The organism is Streptomyces sp. GC420 (genome assembly GCF_009916105.1).
Classification (GTDB): Bacteria; Actinomycetota; Actinomycetes; order Streptomycetales; family Streptomycetaceae; genus Streptomyces.
In genome coordinates this window covers 11903-30736 of sequence record NZ_JAAAXQ010000043.1, presented here as the reverse complement: position 1 = coordinate 30736, position 18834 = coordinate 11903, and the positions used below count along the sequence as shown (strand labels likewise).

Genomic DNA, 18834 nt, shown 5'->3' with positions numbered 1-18834 from the left:
CCCTCCTCCACCCTCTAGTCCGATATCCGGACCGTCCTGACCGGATACAGCTCTTGACGGGGCATCAACATCTGGCTGAACATCAGGCACGCGCCACCCCGCACCACCCCGCACGCGTACAGAGCACACGCACAGCTCCACCGCCCCGAGGAACCGGCTCACGGTCCGCGGGGCGTCTCGTTCGCACCGTTCCAGGCCCGTTCGGTATCCATCAACGAGAAAGTGCGGAGTCCCCCCACATGACACACCTGAGATTCGGCCTGCCCCCGTCCAAGTCGTCCAGACGCCTGGCCGCCGTGGCCATGACCGCCCTGGCGGGCCTGCTCGCCGCACCGGTCGTCGCCTCCGCGGCCCCCGTTCCCGAGGCGTCCACCGGCAGGGCTTCCGCCTCCGTCCCCCACGCCTCCGCGGACGCGGAAGTCCTCGCCGCACCGGACATCCCTCTCTCCAACGTCAAGGCGCACCTCACGCAGTTCCAGTCGATCGCCACCGCCAACGGCGGCAACCGGGCGCACGGCCGCGCCGGTTACCAGGCGTCCGTGAACTATGTGAAGTCCCAGCTGGACGCCGCCGGGTTCACCACCACCGTCCAGCAGTTCACCTCCTCCGGCTCGACCGGCTACAACCTGATCGCCGACTGGCCGGGCGGCGACGCCGACCAGATCGTGATGGCCGGGGCGCACCTCGACTCGGTCACCTCGGGCGCCGGCATCAACGACAACGGCTCGGGATCGGCCGCCGTGCTGGAGACCGCGCTGGCCGTCTCCCGCGCGCAGCTCCAGCCCACGAAGCACCTGCGGTTCGCCTGGTGGGGCGCGGAGGAGCTGGGGCTCGTCGGCTCGCGGTACTACGTCAACAGCCTCTCCTCCACCGACCGTTCGAAGATCTCGGCGTACATCAACCTCGACATGGTGGGCTCGCCGAACGCCGGTTACTTCGTGTACGACGACGACCCGGCCATCGAGACGGTCTTCAAGAACTGGTTCACGGGCATCGGCGTTCCCACGGAGATCGAGACCGAGGGCGACGGCCGCTCCGACCACGCCTCCTTCAAGAACGCGGGCATACCGGTGGGCGGCCTGTTCACGGGAGCCAGCAACACGAAGACCGCGGCGCAGGCGGCGAAGTGGGGCGGGACGTCCGGGCTGGCCTTCGACCGCTGCTACCACTCCTCCTGCGACTCGACCTCGAACATCGACGACACCGCACTGGACCGCAACAGCGACGCGCTCGCCCACGCCGTCTGGACGCTGGGCACCGCGGAACCGCTGCCGCCCGGCGAGTCGTACGAGACGACGACCGACGTCTCGATCCCGGACAACGGGGCGGCGGTGACCTCCCCGCTGTCCGTCTCGGGCCGCACGGGGAACGCGCCCGCGACGCTCAGGGTCGGCGTGGACATCAAGCACACCTGGCGGGGTGACCTGGTCGTCGATCTGCTCGCTCCGGACGGCACCGCCTACCGGCTGAAGAACTCCAGCAGCTCGGACTCCGCGGACAACGTGATCGCCACGTACACGGTCGACGCGTCCGGTGAGACGGCGGAGGGGAACTGGCAGTTGCGGGTCCAGGACGTGGCCGCGCAGGACACGGGCTACATCGACAGCTGGAAGCTGACCTTCTGACACGGACCCGCGGGTTCACTCTCCTGGCGGATCCCGGCAGCTGCATGCGTATGCATATACTGCACACGCATGCAGCTGGTTGTCCGGTCCCCGACCCAGGGAGTAGGTCCCCATGGCCCGCAGTTTTCTGTTCCTGCTGGCGAGCAGCCGCACCGAGAGCAACAGCGAGCTCCTGGCCCGCCGGGCGGCCGAGCAGCTCCCGCCCGATGTGCGGCTGCGCTGGCTGCGGCTGCGTGACCATCCGCTCCCGGACTTCGAGGACATACGCCACGAGGGCGACGGCACGTGGCCGGCGCCCGAGGGCGCCGCCGCCCTGCTGCTCGACGCGACGCTGGACGCTACCGACCTCGTCATCGTGTCCCCGCTGTACTGGTACAGCGTGTCCGCCGACGCCAAGCGCTACCTGGACCACTGGGCGGCCTGGATGCGCGTGCCTGGCGTGGACTTCAGACAGCGGATGGCCGGGCGCACCCTGTGGGGCGTCAGCGCGCTCGCCGGCACCGATCTCCGCGACGCCGAGCCGCTGGTGGGGACGCTTCGCAGATCAGCGGCCTACATGGGGATGCCGTTCGGCGGGGCGCTGCTGGGGCGCGGCAACAGGCCGAAGGATGTCCTGGGGGACGAGGACGCGCTGCGCCGCGCCAAGACGTTCTTCCACTGAGAGGCACCGGGCCGCGCGTCGCACGCTACGCCGAGATGTCCTTCGTCGTGAAACGGGCCCAGGCCGCCGAGCCGAACACCCCCGCGTAGAGCGCCTGCAGTCCGAGGTTGTCGAGGATCCCGTCCCATTGGACCGGCTCGCGCAGCAGATCGGCGAAGGACAGCCAGTGGTGCGAGAAGAGATAGGGGTGGACGGCGTCGAGCTGCGGGATCGCGTCGAGGATCTGGACGGTGATCAGCAGACCCACGGTCGCCGCCATCGCCCCGATCCCGCTGTTCGTCAGGGTCGAGACGAACAGCCCGATCGCGGCCACGCCGACGAGCGAGGCCGCCACCACCCCGGCGACGACCAGGGCGCGCAGCAGCCCCTCGCCGAAGGTGATCGTGGTCCCTGAGATGGTCACCACGTCGCCGACGGGGAACAGCAGGGCGCCGACGGCCAGCGCCGAGGCAGCCACCACCAGGGTGGCGGCCAGACAGAACCCCAGCGTCGCGGCGTACTTGGCGAGCAGCAGCCGGGTGCGCCCGGCGGGCGCGACCAGCAGGTAGCGCAGCGTTCCGGCGTTGGCCTCGCCGGCCACCGCGTCACCCGCGACGACACCGACGGACATGGGCAGGAAGAAGGGCAGCGTGGCCGCGAGCGAGGTGAAGACCAGGAAAAGACCGTTGTTGGTGATCTGCGCGATGAAGGCGGGACCCCCGCCCTCGGGCCCTCCTCCGCCCACCGAGCCACCGTCCCCGGTCTCGATCCTGACGGCGACACCGACCAGCACCGGCACGGCGGCGAGTACGCCGAGCAGCGCGAGGGTCCGCCAGCGCCGGAAGACGGTGACCAGCTCGCTGCGGATCAGGCCGAAGGTCCACAGCGCGCTCACCGGCCGCGCCGGCCGCGGTCCAGGTGCGGCGGGTGCGGCAGGTTCCTCGACGTCCGTTCCGGTCCCGCCCGGTTTCCCGCCGGGCGCCGTCGCCGCATCAGCCCGCGACATCGAAGCCCTCCCCGGTGAGTGCGACAAAGGCGTCCTCCAGCGAGGCCCGCTCCATACCGAAGGCGCGTACCCGCACACCGGCCCGGACGAGCGCGGAGTTGAGGTCGGCGGGATCGGTGTCCGCCGGCGGGTCCCCCGTCACCCGGTCCTCGGCGGCCACCAGGTCCTGGACGCCGAGTTCCTTCAGGATCCGTACCGCCTCGGCGGTGTCGGGGGTCGTCACGGCCAGCCGGCCGCGGGTTCCCGCGGCGAGTTCGGCCACCGGGCCCTGGACGACCAGCCGCCCGCGGTTCATCACGGCGGCGTGCGTGCAGACCTGTTCGATCTCGTCGAGCAGATGGGAGGAGAGGAAGACGGTGGTGCCCTCGGCGGCCAGTTCCCTGACGAGGGAACGGATCTCGCGCATGCCCTGGGGGTCGAGGCCGTTGGTGGGCTCGTCCAGGACCAGCAGCCGGCGCGGCTGGAGCAGGGCCGCCGCGAGGCCGAGCCGCTGCTTCATGCCGAGCGAGTAGGCCTTGGCCTTCTTGCCCGCGGCCGAGGTCAGCCCGACCCGGTCGAGGGCGGAGGCGACACGGGCCCGGCGGGTCCGCGGGTCGGCCGTCGGGTCGGCACTGTCGTAGCGCAGCAGGTTGTCCCGCCCGGACAGGAAGCCGTACAGCGCGGGTCCTTCGATGAGCGCGCCGACCTGCGGTAGTACGGCGCGGGCGGCGCGCGGCATGGGCCGGCCGAGCAGCCGGGCGGTTCCCGAGGTCGGTTCGATCAGTCCCATCAGCATGCGGATGGTCGTGGTCTTCCCGGAGCCGTTGGGCCCCAGGAAGCCGAAGACGCTGCCGCCGGGGACACTGAGGTCCAGGCCGTCGACCGCGAGCTGCCCGCCCCGGTATCTCTTGGTGAGCCCCCGCGTCTCGATCACGGCCCCGGTCTCCCGCTCCGGCTCCGACTCCGGCATTCCGCTCCGTTCGATGCTGTCCTGCCGTCACCTTCCGCGGGGGCGGCGGTCGTCCGCCCGCCCCCACGGTCCGCGGTGCGGCTACCTGTTCGCGGCGTCGACCAGCGCGTCCTTGGTGACCGCGCCGACGTACATCTTGCCGTCCTCGGTGACGAGGGCGTTGATCAGCCGCGTGCTGAAGACCGTGCCCGAGCCGAACTTGCCGGTGACCTTGTCACCCAGGGAGTCCAGCAGGCCCTGTGCCTCCGCAGGGATTTCGCCGTCCTCCGGAACGCTGAGACCCTCGCCGCCGGGGGACTCGAACTCGGCGATCGCCGTCCAGCCCTCGCCGATGATGTTCGGCCCCTGGACGTCCTCGTGGTCCTCCACGCCGGCGCCGTCCTTGAAGCCCTCGCCGAACTCCTTCTCGAAGTCCTTGCCGAGGCCCTTCTCCGCCTCCGCCTCGTCGGCCTCGGTCACCTTCGCGCCCTTGGGCGGGCTGAAGTCGAAGGTGCTCGCGGCGGGCTTGGAGAAGTCCACCTTGGTGAAGCCGGCGTCGATCACGGCCTTGCCGCCACCGGCCGGGCTGAGGGTGAACTTCAGCGGCACGCCCGTCTTCGCGTCGACCGCGATCCGGATCGAGTCGATGGTGGAGCCGGCCTGCCTGGGCGCGATGCGCAGCTGGTACGCGTCACGGCCGGCGACCTTAGCCGTGCCCGGCACCGTCACGGAGGTGGTGTCGTCGACGGCCTTCAGAGCCTCCTCGGCGAGCTCCCGCGGGGTGGAGGGGAACTCCTCGGGCAGCTTCTCGCCCTTGCCCTTCTCCTTCCCGGCCTCCTCGGGCGCCGTGGAGTGCACGACCTCGTTGGTGGCACTGTCGTACGCCCACACGTCCTTGCCGTTGTGGACGAGGCTGAACTCCGAGGTCTCGTCCAGGATGGACAGCCGCTGCCTGTCCGGGCCGTCCACCGCGACGCGGAGGGTGTGCGTGCCGGAGGCCAGCTCCATCAGCTTCGCCTCCGGGTCGGCGGTGCTGCCCGAGCCGCCCTCCGCCTCGGGAACCAGGCTGTTCAGCGCGCCGCCGAACGAGGGAAGCCCCAGGTCGGTGCTGATCTTCACCGTGCCGGACAGCTGCTCGGTGTCCGACTCGGCGATCCTCTCGATGAGTTCCTGCGCGGTGATCTTCGGCAGATCCGGGTCACCGGAGTCGGCGAGCGCCGGGACGAGACCGATGGTCGCCGCCGCCACCCCCGCCACCGCGACCGGCACCACATAGCGAACCGCCTTGCGGCGCCCCGCCACGTCGTCCGCGGCCGCCCCGTCGTCTCCGGGGGTCAGTGTGCTGTCGTTCGGTGCCATTGTGTGCCCTACCTCCGTGGTCGGCGGCGGTTCGTCATCTCTGCACTCGTCCACCCCACGCCGCCATTCTCACCCGAATTGGTCTGGGATGGTTGACTCAAGTTGACCAAAACACACGGCGACAAGCGTCAGACCGGGGGATCAACTCCGCGTACTGCTGGGGGATGACACAACGGAGCGGTGCCTCCCCCTCCGGATTGGGGCGACACCCCCGGCACCTCGGGGTTGCCCGCGGGCGAGTGAGCCGAAGGGGCGCGCCTGCGCCGAAAGGGAGAACGCGCACAGGCCGCGAGGTACGAGTGGCCGAGCACGATCGACCGTCGGCGCAGGCTTCAGCGCCCCGGAGGCGAACCGAGCCCCCAAAAAACGGGGAACGAGTGGCCGAGCACGATCGACCGTCGGCGCAGGCTTCAGCGCCCCGGAGGCGAACCGAGCCCCAAAAAAAAGGGGGGGAACGGGCGGGGTGTCAGCCCGCGCGGTGCACCACCGCGTCGCACATCTCCGCCAGCGCGGTCTTCGCGAAGCACTCCGGCAGCGGTGCCAGAACGGCCCGTGCCTCCTCGGCGTACCGCAGGGTGTCCCTGCGCGCCTGCTCCAGCGCCGGATGCTCGCGCAGCCTGCGGAGCACCTCCGCGAGCCTGCCGTCGTCACCGAGGTCCCCGTCGAGCAGTGCGCACAGCTCCAGGTCCTCGGCCAGCCCCTGGGCCGCGGCCCGCTCCCGCAGCCGCAGCACGGGCAGCGTGGAGATGCCCTCTCGCAGATCGGTGCCGGGTGTCTTGCCGGACTCGTGGCTGTCGCTCGCGATGTCCAGGAGGTCGTCCGCGAGCTGGAACGCCACGCCGAGCCGTTCCCCGTACTGCGTCAGCACGTCGACCACGGTCTCGTCGGCACCGGACATCATCGCCCCGAACCGCCCGGACACGGCGACCAGCGAGCCGGTCTTGCCGGAGAGGACGTCGAGGTAGTGATCGACCGGGTCGCGGCCGTCCTGCGGTCCCGCCGTCTCCAGGATCTGCCCGGTCACCAGCCGTTCGAAGGCCTCGGCCTGGATACGCACGGCCTCGGGCCCGAGATCGGCCAGGATGTGCGAGGCCCGGGCGAAGAGGAAGTCACCGGTCAGCACGGCGACCGAGTTGCCCCACCGGGTGTTGGCACTGGGCACCCCGCGCCGCACGTCCGCCTCGTCCATGACGTCGTCGTGGTACAGCGTCGCCAGGTGCGTCAGCTCGACGACCACGGCGGAGGGCACGATCCCGGGTGCGTAGGGATCGCCGAACTGCGCGGCCAGCATCGTCAGCAGCGGCCTGAAACGCTTGCCGCCGGCCCGTACGAGGTGCTGCGCGGCCTCGGTGATGAAGGGCACGCTGCTCTTGGTGGCTTCGAGCAGACCCTCCTCGACAGCCGCCAATCCGGCCTGGACATCGGCTTCAAGAGCCTGGTCCCGCACGCTCAGCCCGAATGGCCCGACGACGGTCACGAGGGGTACTCCTGTCTGCTGATGATCACACGGATTGTCGATGTGTCGGCTGCTCCACTCAAGTCAGCGTATCCGGTCGGCTTTCGATCACCATGGGCGGCCGTCGTGCGACTCCGGAGGATGTGCCGATCGACGCCGGTATGTTCCCAAAGCTCCCGGACGGCCATCGGCCACCGGGTGCGGGAACGGCCCGCACCCCTGGCAGGCGCGTGCCCGCCGCCGGTCAGCCGTACACCCGCTCCAGGACCTCGGCGACCCCGTCCTCCTCGTTGGACACCGTGATCTCGTCGGCCACGGCCTTGAGCTCGGGGTGGGCGTTGGCCATGGCCACTGAGTGCCCCGACCACAGGAACATCGGAACGTCGTTGGGCATGTCCCCGAAGGCGATGGCCGCCTCCGGAGCGATCTCCATGTGCTCGGCGGCGGCGGCCAGACCGGTCGCCTTGTTGACTCCGCGCGGCTGGAGCTCCACGGTGCCGGGACCGGCCATGGTCACGTCCACCAGATCACCGGCGACGGCGCGGGCGAGGGCGACGAGCTCGTCGTCGCCGAAAGCCGGATGCCGGACCAGGACCTTCATGATCGGCTCGGCCCACAGCTCCTCGCGGCGCTCCACCCGCAGGGCCGGCAGCCCCGGGTGCGGAGCCTCGTATCCGGGCTCCATCAGGGTCTCCCCGCAGGACCCCGCCTGGTTGACGGCGGCGAAGAGCAGCCCGGTCTCCGCCTCGATCTTGCCGAGCGCGGTCTCGGCGACCTCCAGTTCCAGGGTGGCCGCGGCCACCATCCGCTCCGTCCCGGTGTCGTACACCTGGGCGCCCTGCCCGCAGACCACCAGGCCCTCGTACCCCAGGTCGGTCAGCAGCTCCCGCACCTGCGCCACGGGGCGGCCGGTCACCACGATGTGCCGGGCCCCCGCCCGCCCGGCGGCGGCGAGGGCGGCGCGGGTGCGCGCGGAGACGAGGTCACCGGTGCGCAGCAGGGTGCCGTCGAGGTCGGTGGCGATGAGGCGGTACGGAAGTGCTTTGATCACCCGGCACACGATAGGGCCCCCGCGCCCGGGCGTGTCGCGGTCTTCCCGCAGCCGACCCTGGCGGAGGGGCTGGCGGATGCTGGCGGGCCCCGGCGCGGCCCGCCGCCGCGGTGCCGAGTGCCCCTGCCGCCCCGCGCAACACCGACGTAACGTGTCCCACGGCCGGCGTCGAGGAAGTCGCCGGGCCGTCGTGGAGTGGAAGTCGAAAGCGAGGCAGCACCCCATGCCCGAGCAGAGCCCGCTCGAGTTGCCCGAGGGAGACCCCTTCGGTCCGCACAACCTGCCCTACGGAGTCTTCAGCGTTCCCGGGGACCCCGGGGACCCGGGCCGGCGGCGCCTCGGCGTCCGGCTCGGCGGCCATGTGCTGGACGTGGGCGCGGCCGCGGTGGCGCTCGGATCGCCGTACGCCGCGCTGCTGAGGCAGTCCTCCCTCGACCCGCTGCTCGCGGCCGGGCGGACCGCCTGGCGCGACGTGCGGCGGGCACTGACCGCGTGGGTGACCGTCCCGGCGCACCGCCCGGTCGTCGAACCGCTGCTGCACCCGCTCTCCGGCGTCGAGCTGCACCTGCCGTACGAGGTCGCCGACTACGTCGACTTCTACGCGAGCGAGCACCACGCGGGCAACGTCGGCCGCATCTTCCGGCCGGACGGCGAGCCGCTGACCCCCAACTGGAAGCATCTGCCGATCGGCTACCACGGCCGCTCGGGCACGGTCGTCGTCTCCGGCACGGAGGTCGTACGGCCGTCCGGCCAGCGCAAGGCCCCGGCGGACCCGGCGCCGGTCTTCGGGCCCTCCGCCAAGCTGGACATCGAGGCCGAGGTCGGTTTCGTGGTCGGGACACCCTCGCCGATGGGCTCGCCCGTGCCGCTGTCCGCCTTCCGCGACCACGTCTTCGGGCTGAGCCTGCTCAACGACTGGTCGGCGCGCGACATCCAGGCCTGGGAGTACGTGCCGCTCGGCCCGTTCCTGGGCAAGTCCTTCGCCACCTCGGTGTCGGCCTGGGTGACCCCCCTGGAGGCCCTGGACGCCGCCCTGGTCGCGCCCCCGGCCCGCACCCACGGGCTGCTCCCCTACCTCGACGACTCGGCCGAGGAGGAGCCCGGCGGCTACGACCTCAGGATCTCGGTCGCGATCAACGGGCACACCGTCTCGGAGCCGCCGTTCTCCACCATGTACTGGACGGCGGCCCAGCAGCTCGCGCACATGACCGTGAACGGCGCCTCGCTGCGCACCGGCGACCTCTACGGCTCGGGCACCGTCAGCGGCCCCGAGCCCGGGCAGCGCGGCTCCCTGCTGGAGCTGACCTGGAACGGGCAGCAGCCGCTGGAACTGCCCGACGGCAAGCGGACCTTCCTGGAGGACGGCGACGAGGTGACCCTGACCGCCTGGGCGCCGGGTCCCGACGGCACGAAGGTCGGCCTGGGCGAGGTCACCGGCCGCATCGCCCCCGCCGTCTGACGCGCCCCGCGGCTCCCGCGCGAGGCTGCGCGCGGGAGCCGCCCTTCGTGTTCGGCGCCGTCGCCGTCAAGGACACGGCACTCGCTCACACATACGTGTGGGGCCTGCCCGTTCCCGCCGACAGTCTGAAAGTACCGGCCAGACTCCGTCCCATGGGAGTGCCGAAGACCACGAACACCGGCTGGCCCGTCCCGCCCGAGGATGGCTGGACCGCCGACGATCTGGACCTGCTTCCGGATCTGCCTCCGCACACGGAACTGATCGACGCGAGCCTGGTCTTCGCGTCTCCGCAGACGCTTTTCCATGAACGGGCCGTGAGCTTCTTCAAGTGGCAGCTCCAGTCCGTCGCGCCGGCGGACCTGGAGGTCGTCCGCGAGTTCACCATCGACATCGACCGGCAGAACCGCCCGGAGCCGGACGTGGCCGTCGTGCGCGGGGACGTCCTGGAGGACCCGGAGCAGACCCGCTTCCCGGCCGACGCCGTGGTGCTGGCCGTCGAGGTCGTCTCCCCCGACTCCGTGTCCCGGGACCGGGAGACCAAGCCGCTCAAGTACGCCAGGGCGAAGATCCCCCACTACTGGCGGGTCGAGAACGAGAAGGGCCGCGCCGCGGTGCACGCCTTCGAGCTCGAGCCCACCACCGGCGCGTACACCAGCGTGGGCATCTTCCGCGAGCGGATGAAGGTGTCCGTCCCCTTCCCCCTCGACCTGGACCTGACCGCGATCAGGCCGCGCCGGCGGTCGGACTCGGCCGAGGACGGCGAGTAGCGAGGACGGCGAGTAGCGAGGACCGGCGGGCACGCGCCGGGCCCCGCACCCCCTGGGGTGAACAGGGAGTGCGGGGCCCGGCGGTGTCGGCCCCGGCGGGGGGTCAGCGGACGAAGACGCCCGCCTGGCCGGCCAGGTCCAGGAAGTACTGCGGGGCCAGGCCCAGGACGAGGGTCACGACCACGCCCGCCGCGATCGCCGCCGTCGTCAGTGGCGAGGGCACGGCGACCGAGGGGCCCTCGGGCTGCGGCTCGCTGAAGAACATGAGCACGATCACCCGGATGTAGAAGAACGCGGCGATCGCGGACGAGACCACGCCGACCACGACCAGCGCACCCGCGCCGCCCTCCGCCGCCGCCTTGAAGACGGCGAACTTGCCGGAGAAGCCACTGGTCAGCGGAATGCCGGCAAAGGCGAGCAGGAACACCGCGAAGACCGCCGCCACCAGCGGCGAACGCCGCCCGAGTCCTGCCCACTTGGACAGGTGCGTGGCCTCGCCGCCCGCGTCCCGCACCAGCGTGACGACCGCGAAGGCGCCGATCGTCACGAAGGAGTACGCCGCGAGGTAGAAGAGGACCGAGGAGACACCGTCGGGGGTCGCCGCGATGACACCGGCGAGGATGAACCCGGCGTGGGCGATCGAGGAGTAGGCCAGCAGCCGCTTCACGTCGGTCTGGGTGACGGCGACGATCGCGCCGCCCACCATCGTGACGATCGCGACACCCCACATGACGGGCCGCCAGTCCCAGGTCAGGCCCGGCAGCACGACGTACAGCAGGCGCAGCAGCGCGCCGAAGGCCGCGACCTTCGTGCCCGCGGCCATGAAGCCGGTCACCGGTGTGGGCGCGCCCTGGTAGACGTCCGGGGTCCACATGTGGAACGGGACGGCGCCGACCTTGAAGAGCAGGCCCATCAGCAGCAGCGCGGCGCCGATGAGCAGCAGCGCGTCATTGCCCATGGTGTCGGCGAGCGCCGGGTCGATCTGCGTCACGTCTCCCTGGACGACGGCGGCGATCCTGGCGTACGAGATCGAGCCGGCGTAGCCGTACAGCAGGGCGATGCCGAACAGCAGGAAGGCGGAGGAGAAGGCGCCGAGCAGGAAGTACTTCACCGCGGCCTCCTGCGACATGAGCCGGTGGCGGCGGGCCAGGGCGCACAGCAGGTACAGCGGCAGCGAGAAGACCTCCAGGGCGATGAAGAGCGTCAGCAGGTCGTTGGCCGCGGGGAAGACGAGCATGCCGCCGACCGCGAACAGTGCCAGCGGGAAGACCTCGGTGGTGGTGAACCCGGCCTTGACCGCAGCTTTCTCGGCGTCGCTGCCCGGTACGGCGGCCGCCTCGGCGGCGAAGGAGTCGACCCGGTTGCCGTGGACCACCGGGTCGAGCCTGCGCTCGGCGAAGGTGAAGACGGCGACCAGCGAGGCCAGCAGGATCGTGCCCTGGAGGAACAGTGCCGGGCCGTCCACGGCGATGGCGCCCATCGCGGCGATCCCGGCCTTCGTCGTGCCGTACCCCCCGGCGGCGAGTGCGACCACGGCGGCGAAGGCCGAGGCCAGCGCGATGACGGTGAGGAACACCTGGGCGTAGTAGCGGGCCCGGCGCGGCACGAAGGCCTCGACGAGGATGCCGAGCACGGCGGCGCCGAGCACGATGAGCGTGGGCGACAGCTGCCCGTACTCGATGTCGGGGGCCGGGATCTTGTCGATCGGTTCGGCCGCTGCGACTGTCCACAGGCTGTGGACAGCGGATTGTGCGCTCACTTGGCCGCCTCCACCTCGGGCTGGGGGTCCTTCTTCTGGACATCGGACAGGGTGTGTGTCACGGCCGGGTTGACGACATCGGTGACCGGCTTCGGATACACGCCGAGGAAGATCAGCAGTGCGATGAGCGGGGTGATGACCACCAGCTCCCGGACCCGCAGATCGGGCATCGCGGAGACCTCGGGCCTCACCGGTCCGGTCATCGTGCGCTGGTAGAGCACCAGGGTGTAGAGCGCGGCCAGGACGATGCCGAAGGTCGCGACGATGCCCAGGACGGGGTAGCGGCTGAAGGTGCCCACCAGCACCAGGAACTCGCTGATGAAGGGGGCGAGTCCGGGCAGCGACAGCGTCGCGAGCCCGCCGATCAGGAAGGTGCCGGCGAGCACCGGGGCCACCTTCTGCACGCCGCCGTAGTCGGCGATGAGCCGCGAGCCGCGGCGCGAGATGAGGAAGCCGGCGACCAGCATCAGCGCGGCGGTGGAGATGCCGTGGTTGACCATGTAGAGCGTGGCGCCGGACTGGCCCTGGCTGGTCATCGCGAAGATGCCCAGGACGATGAACCCGAAGTGGGAGATCGACGCGTAGGCGACCAGGCGCTTGATGTCCCGCTGTCCCACGGCCAGCAGCGCCCCGTAGATGATGCTGATCACGGCCAGCACCAGGATCACCGGGGTCGCCCACTTCGAGGCCTCCGGGAAGAGCTGGAGGCAGAAGCGCAGCATCGCGAAGGTGCCGACCTTGTCGACGACCGCCGTGATGAGGACCGCGACGGGAGCGGTGGACTCGCCCATGGCGTTGGGCAGCCAGGTGTGCAGCGGCCACAGCGGCGCCTTCACCGCGAAGGCGAAGAAGAAGCCGAGGAAGAGCAGCCGCTCGGTGCCGGTGGCCATGCTCAGCTCGCCCGAGGCGCGGGCCTCGGTGATCTGCTGGAGCGAGAAGGTCCCGGTGCCGAGGTCGTCCGCCGTGACCGCGTACAGCCCGATCACCGCGGCCAGCATGATCAGTCCGCCCGCGAGGTTGTACAGGAGGAACTTCACCGCGGCGTACGAGCGCTGGGTGGCCGCCGTGGCCTCGCCGCCCTCGACGGAGTCGTCGAACTGCGCGGCGTGGGCCCGGTCTCCGAAGCCGCCGATGAGGAAGTACATCGGGATGAGCATGGCTTCGAAGAAGATGTAGAAGAGGAAGACGTCCGTGGCCTCGAAGGAGATGATCACCATCGCCTCGACGGCCAGGATCAGCGCGAAGAAGCCCTGAGTGGGCCGCCACCGGCTGCTCTGCGTCTCCAGGGGGTCGGCGTCGTGCCAGCCGGCCAGGACGATGAACGGGATCAGCAGGGCCGTCAGCGCGATCAGCGCGACCGCGATGCCGTCGACCCCGAGTTCGTAGCGCACACCGAAGTCGGCGATCCAGGCGTGCGACTCGGTCAGTTGGTATCTGTCGCCGCCGGGTTCGAAGCGAACGAAGACGACGGCGGCCAGTGCGAGCGTCGCGAGCGAGACGAGCAGCGCGAGCCACTTGGCGACGGTGCGGCGCGCGGCCGGCACCGCGGCGGTGGCGACCGCCCCGACCGCCGGGACCGCGGCCGTCGCTGTCAGCAGGAAGGACATCGGATCACACCGCCCTCATCAGCAGGGTCGCGGCGATGAGGACCGCCGCACCCCCGAACATCGAGACCGCGTAGGAGCGGGCGTAGCCGTTCTGCAGTTTCCGCAGCCGGCCGGACAGTCCGCCGACCGAGGCGGCGGTGCCGTTGACGACACCGTCGACCAGTTTGTGGTCGACGTAGACCAGGGAGCGCGTCAGGTGTTCCCCTCCGCGCACCAGCACCACGTGGTTGAAGTCGTCCTGGAGCAGATCGCGGCGGGCGGCCCGGGTGAGCAGCGAGCCGCGCGGGGCGGTCATCGGCACCGGGCGCCGGCCGTACTGCGCCCAGGCGAGCGCCACTCCGAGGAGCAGCACCACGATGGTGGCGGCGGTGATGACGGGAATGCTCACCACCGGGTGCGGGTGCTCGAACTGCGTGACCGGCTCCAGCCAGTTCACGAAGGAATCGCCGATGCTGAACAGACCGCCGGCGAAGACCGAGCCGAAGGCCAGCACGATCATGGGGATCGTCATGGACTTGGGCGACTCGTGCGGGTGCGGCTCGGTGTGCGCGCCGGCCGTCTCGGCGGCGGGCTCCACGTCCGGTGCGTCCGGGGAGGGGGCCGGGGCGCCCCGCCACCGCTCCTCGCCGAAAAAGGTCATGATCATCACCCGGGTCATGTAGTACGCCGTGATTCCGGCGCCCAGCAGCGCGACCCCACCGAAGATCCAGGACCTGAGGTCGCTCTCCTGCGCGAAGGCCGCCTCGATGATCTTGTCCTTGGACCAGAAGCCGGACAGTCCCGGGAAGCCGATGATCGCGAGGTAGCCCAGACCGAAGGTCACGAAGGTCACCGGCATGTACTTGCGAAGGCCTCCGTACTTCCTCATGTCGACCTCGTCGTTCATGCCGTGCATGACCGAACCGGCACCGAGGAACAGGCCGGCCTTGAAGAAGCCGTGAGTGACCAGGTGCATGATCGCGAAGGCGTAGCCGACCGGGCCGAGACCGGCGGCCAGCACCATGTAGCCGATCTGCGACATGGTCGAGCCGGCCAGTGCCTTCTTGATGTCGTCCTTCGCGCAACCGACGATCGCACCGAAGAGGAGCGTGACCGCACCGACGATCACGACCGCCAGCTGCGCGTCCGGTGCGCCGTTGAAGATCGCCCCGGACCGGGTGATGAGGTACACGCCCGCGGTCACCATCGTCGCCGCGTGGATCAGGGCCGAGACCGGGGTCGGGCCCTCCATGGCGTCCCCGAGCCAGGACTGCAGCGGCACCTGGGCCGACTTGCCGCAGGCCGCGAGGAGCAGCATCAGCGCGATGCCGGTGAGCATGGCCTCGCTGGTCTCCTCCGTCGCGCCGAGCACCGGCGTGAAGGCGAAGGTCCCGAAGGTCGTGAACATCAGCATGATCGCGATCGACAGGCCCATGTCGCCGACGCGGTTGACGAGGAACGCCTTCTTCGCGGCGGTGGCCGCGCTCGGCTTGTGCTGCCAGAACCCGATGAGCAGGTAGGAGGCGAGGCCGACGCCCTCCCAGCCGACGTACAGCAGGAGGTAGTTGTCGGCGAGGACGAGCAGCAGCATCGCCGCGAGGAAGAGGTTCAGGTAGCCGAAGAAGCGTCGGCGGCGCTCGTCGTGCTCCATGTAGCCCACGGAGTACAGGTGGATGAGCGTTCCGACGCCGCTGATCAGCAGGACGAAGGTCATCGACAGTTGGTCGAGCTGGAAGGCGATGTCCGCCTGGAAGCCCTCGACCGGGATCCAGCTGAACAGGTGCTGGTGCAGGGCGCGGTCCTCGGCCCCCCGGCCCAGCATGTCGGCGAAGAGCACCGTCCCGATCACGAAGGAGACGGCCGCCAGCAGCGTGCCGATCCAGTGTCCGGTGCGGTCCAGCCGCCGCCCGCCGCACAGCAGCACGGCCGCTCCGAGCAAGGGCGCCGCGACCAGCAGCGCAATCAAGTTCTCCACGATTCTTCCGACCCCTCAGAGCTTCATCAGGCTGGCGTCGTCGACCGAGGCCGAGTGGCGGGAACGGAACAGCGTCACGATGATCGCCAGGCCGACCACGACCTCGGCCGCGGCGACGACCATCGTGAAGAACGCGACGATCTGCCCGTCCAGGTTGCCGTGCATGCGTGAGAAGGCGACCAGCGCCAGGTTGCAGGCGTTGAGCATCAGCTCGATGCACATGAAGACGACGATGGCGTTGCGCCTGATGAGCACTCCCGCCGCGCCGATCGTGAACAGCAGGGAGGCGAGATACAGGTAGTTGACCGGATTCACTTGGCGGCCTCCCCTTCCCTGACCGTGCCGTTGCGGTCCCGGCCGAGCCGCTCCTCGGCGCTCCGCTCGAGCGCCTTGAGGTCGTTCAGCGCCTCGGTGGACACGTCGCGGATCTGGCCGCGGGCCCGCAGGGTCTTGTTGACGGTGAGTTCGGACGGTGTGCCGTCCGGCAGCAGGCCCGCGATGTCGACGGCGTTGTGCCGGGCGTAGACACCGGGGGCGGGCAGCGGCGGCAGCTGCTTGCCCTCGCGGACCCGGAGCTCGGCCAGCTCCCGCTGGGTCCGGGCGCGTTCGGTGCGCTCGCGGTGGGTGAGCAGCATCGCGCCGACGGAGGCGGTGATCAGCAGGGCGCCGGTGATCTCGAAGGCGAAGATGTAGTCGGTGAAGAGCTTCTGGGCGATGCCCTCCACGTTTCCGCCGTAGGCGCCGTTGGCCTCGCCCAGGCCGTTGAAGTTCTTCAGCGAGGCGTTGCCGATGCCGGCGATCAGCAGGACACCGAAGCCGAGGCCGCACAGGGCCGCCAGCCAGCGCTGCCCCTTGAGGGTCTCCTTCAGGGAGTCGGCGGCGGTGACGCCGACGAGCATGACCACGAAGAGGAACAGCATCATGATCGCGCCGGTGTAGACGACGATCTGGACGATGCCCAGGAAGTAGGCACCGTTGGCGAGGTAGAAGACCGCCAGAATGATCATCGTGCCGGCGAGGGACAGTGCGCTGTGCACGGCCCTCTTCATCAGCACCGTGCTCAGCGCGCCGAGCACCGCGACGACTCCGAGGATCCAGAACTGAACGGCCTCGCCCGTCGACGTCGTGCCGGCGGCGGTGGTCAGGGAGTTCATGCGCCGATCACCTTCTCCGACGCCGGTTCCTCGGGGCCGAAGGTGGAGGCGGCCTCCTGGGGCCGCTCCCCCTTGGACACCGCCGTCTGCCGCACCGTCCCCGGCGCGGCCTCCGTCACCAGGCCCCGGTAGTAGTCCTGCTCGTCCGTGCCGGGGAAGATCGAGTGGGGGCTGTCGACCATCCCCTCCTCGAGACCGGCGAGCAGCTCTTCCTTCGTATAGATCAGTGACTCGCGGGTGCGGTCGGCCAGTTCGTATTCATTGGTCATCGTCAGCGCACGGGTGGGGCAGGCCTCGACACACAGTCCGCACAGGATGCAGCGCAGATAATTGATCTGATAGACGCGGCCGTAGCGCTCGCCCGGCGAGTAGCGCTCCTCGTCCGTGTTGTCGGCGCCCTCCACATAGATGGCGTCGGCGGGACACGCCCAGGCGCACAGCTCGCACCCGATGCACTTCTCCAGGCCGTCCGGATGCCGGTTCAGCTGGTGACGGCCGTGGAAACGCGAGGCGGTGGGCTTCTTCTCCTCCGGATACTGCTCGGTGAGCCGCTTCTTGAACATGGCCTTGAAGGTCACGCCGAAGCCGGCCACCGGGTTCTTCGCCTCAGACATCGTCGGCCTCCTTTCCGTCACTCGCGGTGTCCGGCCCACCACTGGCAATCAGTTCGCGCTCCTGGCGCGACCGCCTGCGCGGCACCGGTGGCAGGGTCTGTCCCGGCAGCGGCGGCACGGGGTATCCGCCGGCCATCGGGTCGAAGGCCGCGGGCTCGGCCGCGGCCCTGGCCTCGGCCTCCGCCTTGTCCTTCTTGTCGCGGAAGACGTCCACGACGAACGTGAGCAGCAGCACCACCAGGACCGCGCCGCCGACGTAGAGGGCGATCTCCTGGAAGTCGTAGTTCTCGTTGCGCAGGGCCCGGACGGTGGCGACCAGCATCAGCCACACCACCGAGACGGGGATGAGGACCTTCCAGCCCAGCTTCATCAGCTGGTCGTAGCGGACGCGCGGGAGCGTGCCGCGCAGCCAGATGAAGAAGAACAGCAGCAACTGCACCTTGACGGTGAACCAGAGCATCGGCCACCAGCCGTGGTTCGCGCCCTCCCAGAAGGTGCTGACCGGCCACGGGGCCCGCCAGCCGCCCAGGAAGAGGGTGGTCGCGACCGCGGAGACCGTCACCATGTTCACGTACTCGGCGAGCATGAACATCGCGAACTTGATGGACGAGTACTCGGTGTTGAAGCCGCCGACGAGGTCGCCCTCGGACTCCGGCATGTCGAAGGGGGCGCGGTTGGTCTCGCCGACCATCGTCACGATGTAGATCAGGAACGACACCGGCAGCAGCAGGATGTACCAGCGGTCCTGCTGGGACTCGACGATCGCCGAGGTCGACATCGACCCGGAGTAGAGGAAGACCGAGGCGAACGCGGCACCCATCGCGATCTCGTAGGAGATCATCTGCGCGACGGAGCGGAGCCCGCCCAGCAGCGGGTACGTCGATCCGGAGGACCAGCCGGCGAGCACGATGCCGTAGATGCCGACCGAGGCGACCGCCAGGATGTACAGCATCGCCACCGGCAGGTCGGTGAGCTGCATCGTGGTGCGCTGGCCGAAGATCGAGACCTCGTTGCCGGCCGGGCCGAAGGGGATCACGGCGATGGCCATGAAGGCGGGGATCGCGGCGACGATCGGAGCAAGGACGTACACGACCTTGTCCGCCCGTTTGACGACCAGGTCCTCCTTGAGCATCAGCTTGATGCCGTCCGCGAGGGACTGCAGCATGCCCCAGGGCCCGTGCCGGTTCGGCCCGATGCGCAGCTGCATCCAGGCGACGACCTTGCGCTCCCAGACGATGGAGAACAGCACGGTCAGCATCAGGAACGCGAAGCAGAAGACCGCCTTGACGACGACGAGCCACCACGGGTCCGTGCCGAACATCGACAGGTCCTCGGCGGCGAGCATCCCCTGCGGGGTCCCCGAGAGTTGAGCGAGGGCGGTCACGCGCGCACCTCCGGTACGGGCTTGGCCGGACGGACGCCCGGCCGGACGACTCTGGTACGGGGGCCGGGGCC

16 protein-coding genes are annotated in these 18834 nt (G+C 70.2%); 4 read left to right on the top strand and 12 right to left on the bottom strand.

The window, feature by feature from the left end:
• Nucleotides 1-239: 239 nt before the first annotated feature.
• A complete protein-coding gene (locus GUY61_RS08485) occupies nt 240-1625 on the top strand; it encodes a M28 family metallopeptidase (protein WP_166629455.1) in 1386 nt (461 codons plus the stop codon).
• 112 nt (nt 1626-1737) lie between these two features.
• Nucleotides 1738-2286 (top strand): flavodoxin family protein, encoded by a 549-nt coding sequence (locus GUY61_RS08480; protein ID WP_166629454.1) that lies wholly within the window; start codon nt 1738-1740, stop codon nt 2284-2286.
• Between the two features lie 25 nt (nt 2287-2311).
• On the opposite strand, the gene GUY61_RS08475 is transcribed toward GUY61_RS08480, so the two are convergent.
• From GUY61_RS08475 to GUY61_RS08455, 5 genes are all read right to left on the bottom strand, one after another.
• Nucleotides 2312-3271: an ABC transporter permease gene (locus tag GUY61_RS08475; RefSeq protein WP_166629453.1), complete on the bottom strand. Its 960-nt coding sequence runs from the start codon at nt 3269-3271 to the stop codon at nt 2312-2314.
• A complete protein-coding gene (locus GUY61_RS08470; protein ID WP_166629452.1) occupies nt 3258-4220 on the bottom strand; it encodes an ABC transporter ATP-binding protein in 963 nt (320 codons plus the stop codon). Before GUY61_RS08470 ends, GUY61_RS08475 begins: the two co-directional genes overlap by 14 nt.
• A gap of 81 nt (nt 4221-4301) precedes the next feature.
• Nucleotides 4302-5558, bottom strand: coding sequence for an outer membrane lipoprotein carrier protein LolA (locus tag GUY61_RS08465; RefSeq protein WP_166629451.1), 1257 nt, complete (start codon nt 5556-5558; stop codon nt 4302-4304).
• Nucleotides 5559-6024: 466 nt separating this feature from the next.
• Nucleotides 6025-7035, bottom strand: a complete 1011-nt coding sequence (locus tag GUY61_RS08460) for a polyprenyl synthetase family protein (RefSeq protein WP_166629450.1) — start codon at nt 7033-7035, stop codon at nt 6025-6027.
• 223 nt (nt 7036-7258) lie between these two features.
• Nucleotides 7259-8062, bottom strand: coding sequence for an HAD family hydrolase (locus GUY61_RS08455; protein WP_398954733.1), 804 nt, complete (start codon nt 8060-8062; stop codon nt 7259-7261).
• A gap of 226 nt (nt 8063-8288) precedes the next feature.
• Here GUY61_RS08455 and fahA point away from each other — a divergent pair, with 226 nt between their 5' ends.
• Together fahA and GUY61_RS08445 are read left to right on the top strand one after the other, a co-directional pair.
• Entirely contained in the window at nt 8289-9524 is a 1236-nt protein-coding gene (gene fahA, locus GUY61_RS08450) for a fumarylacetoacetase (RefSeq protein WP_166629448.1), read from the top strand.
• A 152-nt stretch (nt 9525-9676) separates the two neighbouring features.
• On the top strand, nt 9677-10291 hold the full coding sequence (locus GUY61_RS08445) for a Uma2 family endonuclease (RefSeq protein ID WP_166629447.1): 615 nt from the start codon (nt 9677-9679) through the stop codon (nt 10289-10291).
• A 103-nt stretch (nt 10292-10394) separates the two neighbouring features.
• Here the strand turns inward: GUY61_RS08445 and nuoN are convergent, their stop codons facing one another.
• From nuoN to nuoH, 7 genes are read right to left on the bottom strand one after another with little or no spacing between them, the layout of a single operon-like run.
• Nucleotides 10395-12050, bottom strand: a complete 1656-nt coding sequence (gene nuoN / locus GUY61_RS08440; RefSeq protein ID WP_166629446.1) for an NADH-quinone oxidoreductase subunit NuoN — start codon at nt 12048-12050, stop codon at nt 10395-10397.
• The gene (locus GUY61_RS08435; protein ID WP_166629445.1) at nt 12047-13657 is read right to left on the bottom strand and encodes an NADH-quinone oxidoreductase subunit M; all 1611 of its coding nucleotides are present in this window, start codon (nt 13655-13657) and stop codon (nt 12047-12049) included. The genes nuoN and GUY61_RS08435 overlap by 4 nt, the downstream gene beginning before the upstream one ends.
• Nucleotides 13658-13661: 4 nt before the next feature.
• Entirely contained in the window at nt 13662-15611 is a 1950-nt protein-coding gene (gene nuoL, locus GUY61_RS08430) for an NADH-quinone oxidoreductase subunit L (protein ID WP_166629444.1), read from the bottom strand.
• Between the two features lie 15 nt (nt 15612-15626).
• A complete protein-coding gene (gene nuoK / locus GUY61_RS08425) occupies nt 15627-15926 on the bottom strand; it encodes an NADH-quinone oxidoreductase subunit NuoK (RefSeq protein WP_166629443.1) in 300 nt (99 codons plus the stop codon).
• Nucleotides 15923-16765, bottom strand: coding sequence for an NADH-quinone oxidoreductase subunit J (locus tag GUY61_RS08420; protein ID WP_166629442.1), 843 nt, complete (start codon nt 16763-16765; stop codon nt 15923-15925). The genes nuoK and GUY61_RS08420 overlap by 4 nt, the downstream gene beginning before the upstream one ends.
• Nucleotides 16762-17379, bottom strand: a complete 618-nt coding sequence (gene nuoI / locus GUY61_RS08415; protein WP_166629441.1) for an NADH-quinone oxidoreductase subunit NuoI — start codon at nt 17377-17379, stop codon at nt 16762-16764. The genes GUY61_RS08420 and nuoI overlap by 4 nt, the downstream gene beginning before the upstream one ends.
• A complete protein-coding gene (gene nuoH / locus GUY61_RS08410) occupies nt 17372-18724 on the bottom strand; it encodes an NADH-quinone oxidoreductase subunit NuoH (RefSeq protein ID WP_166629457.1) in 1353 nt (450 codons plus the stop codon). The genes nuoI and nuoH overlap by 8 nt, the downstream gene beginning before the upstream one ends.
• Between the last annotated feature and the right edge of the window lie 110 nt (nt 18725-18834).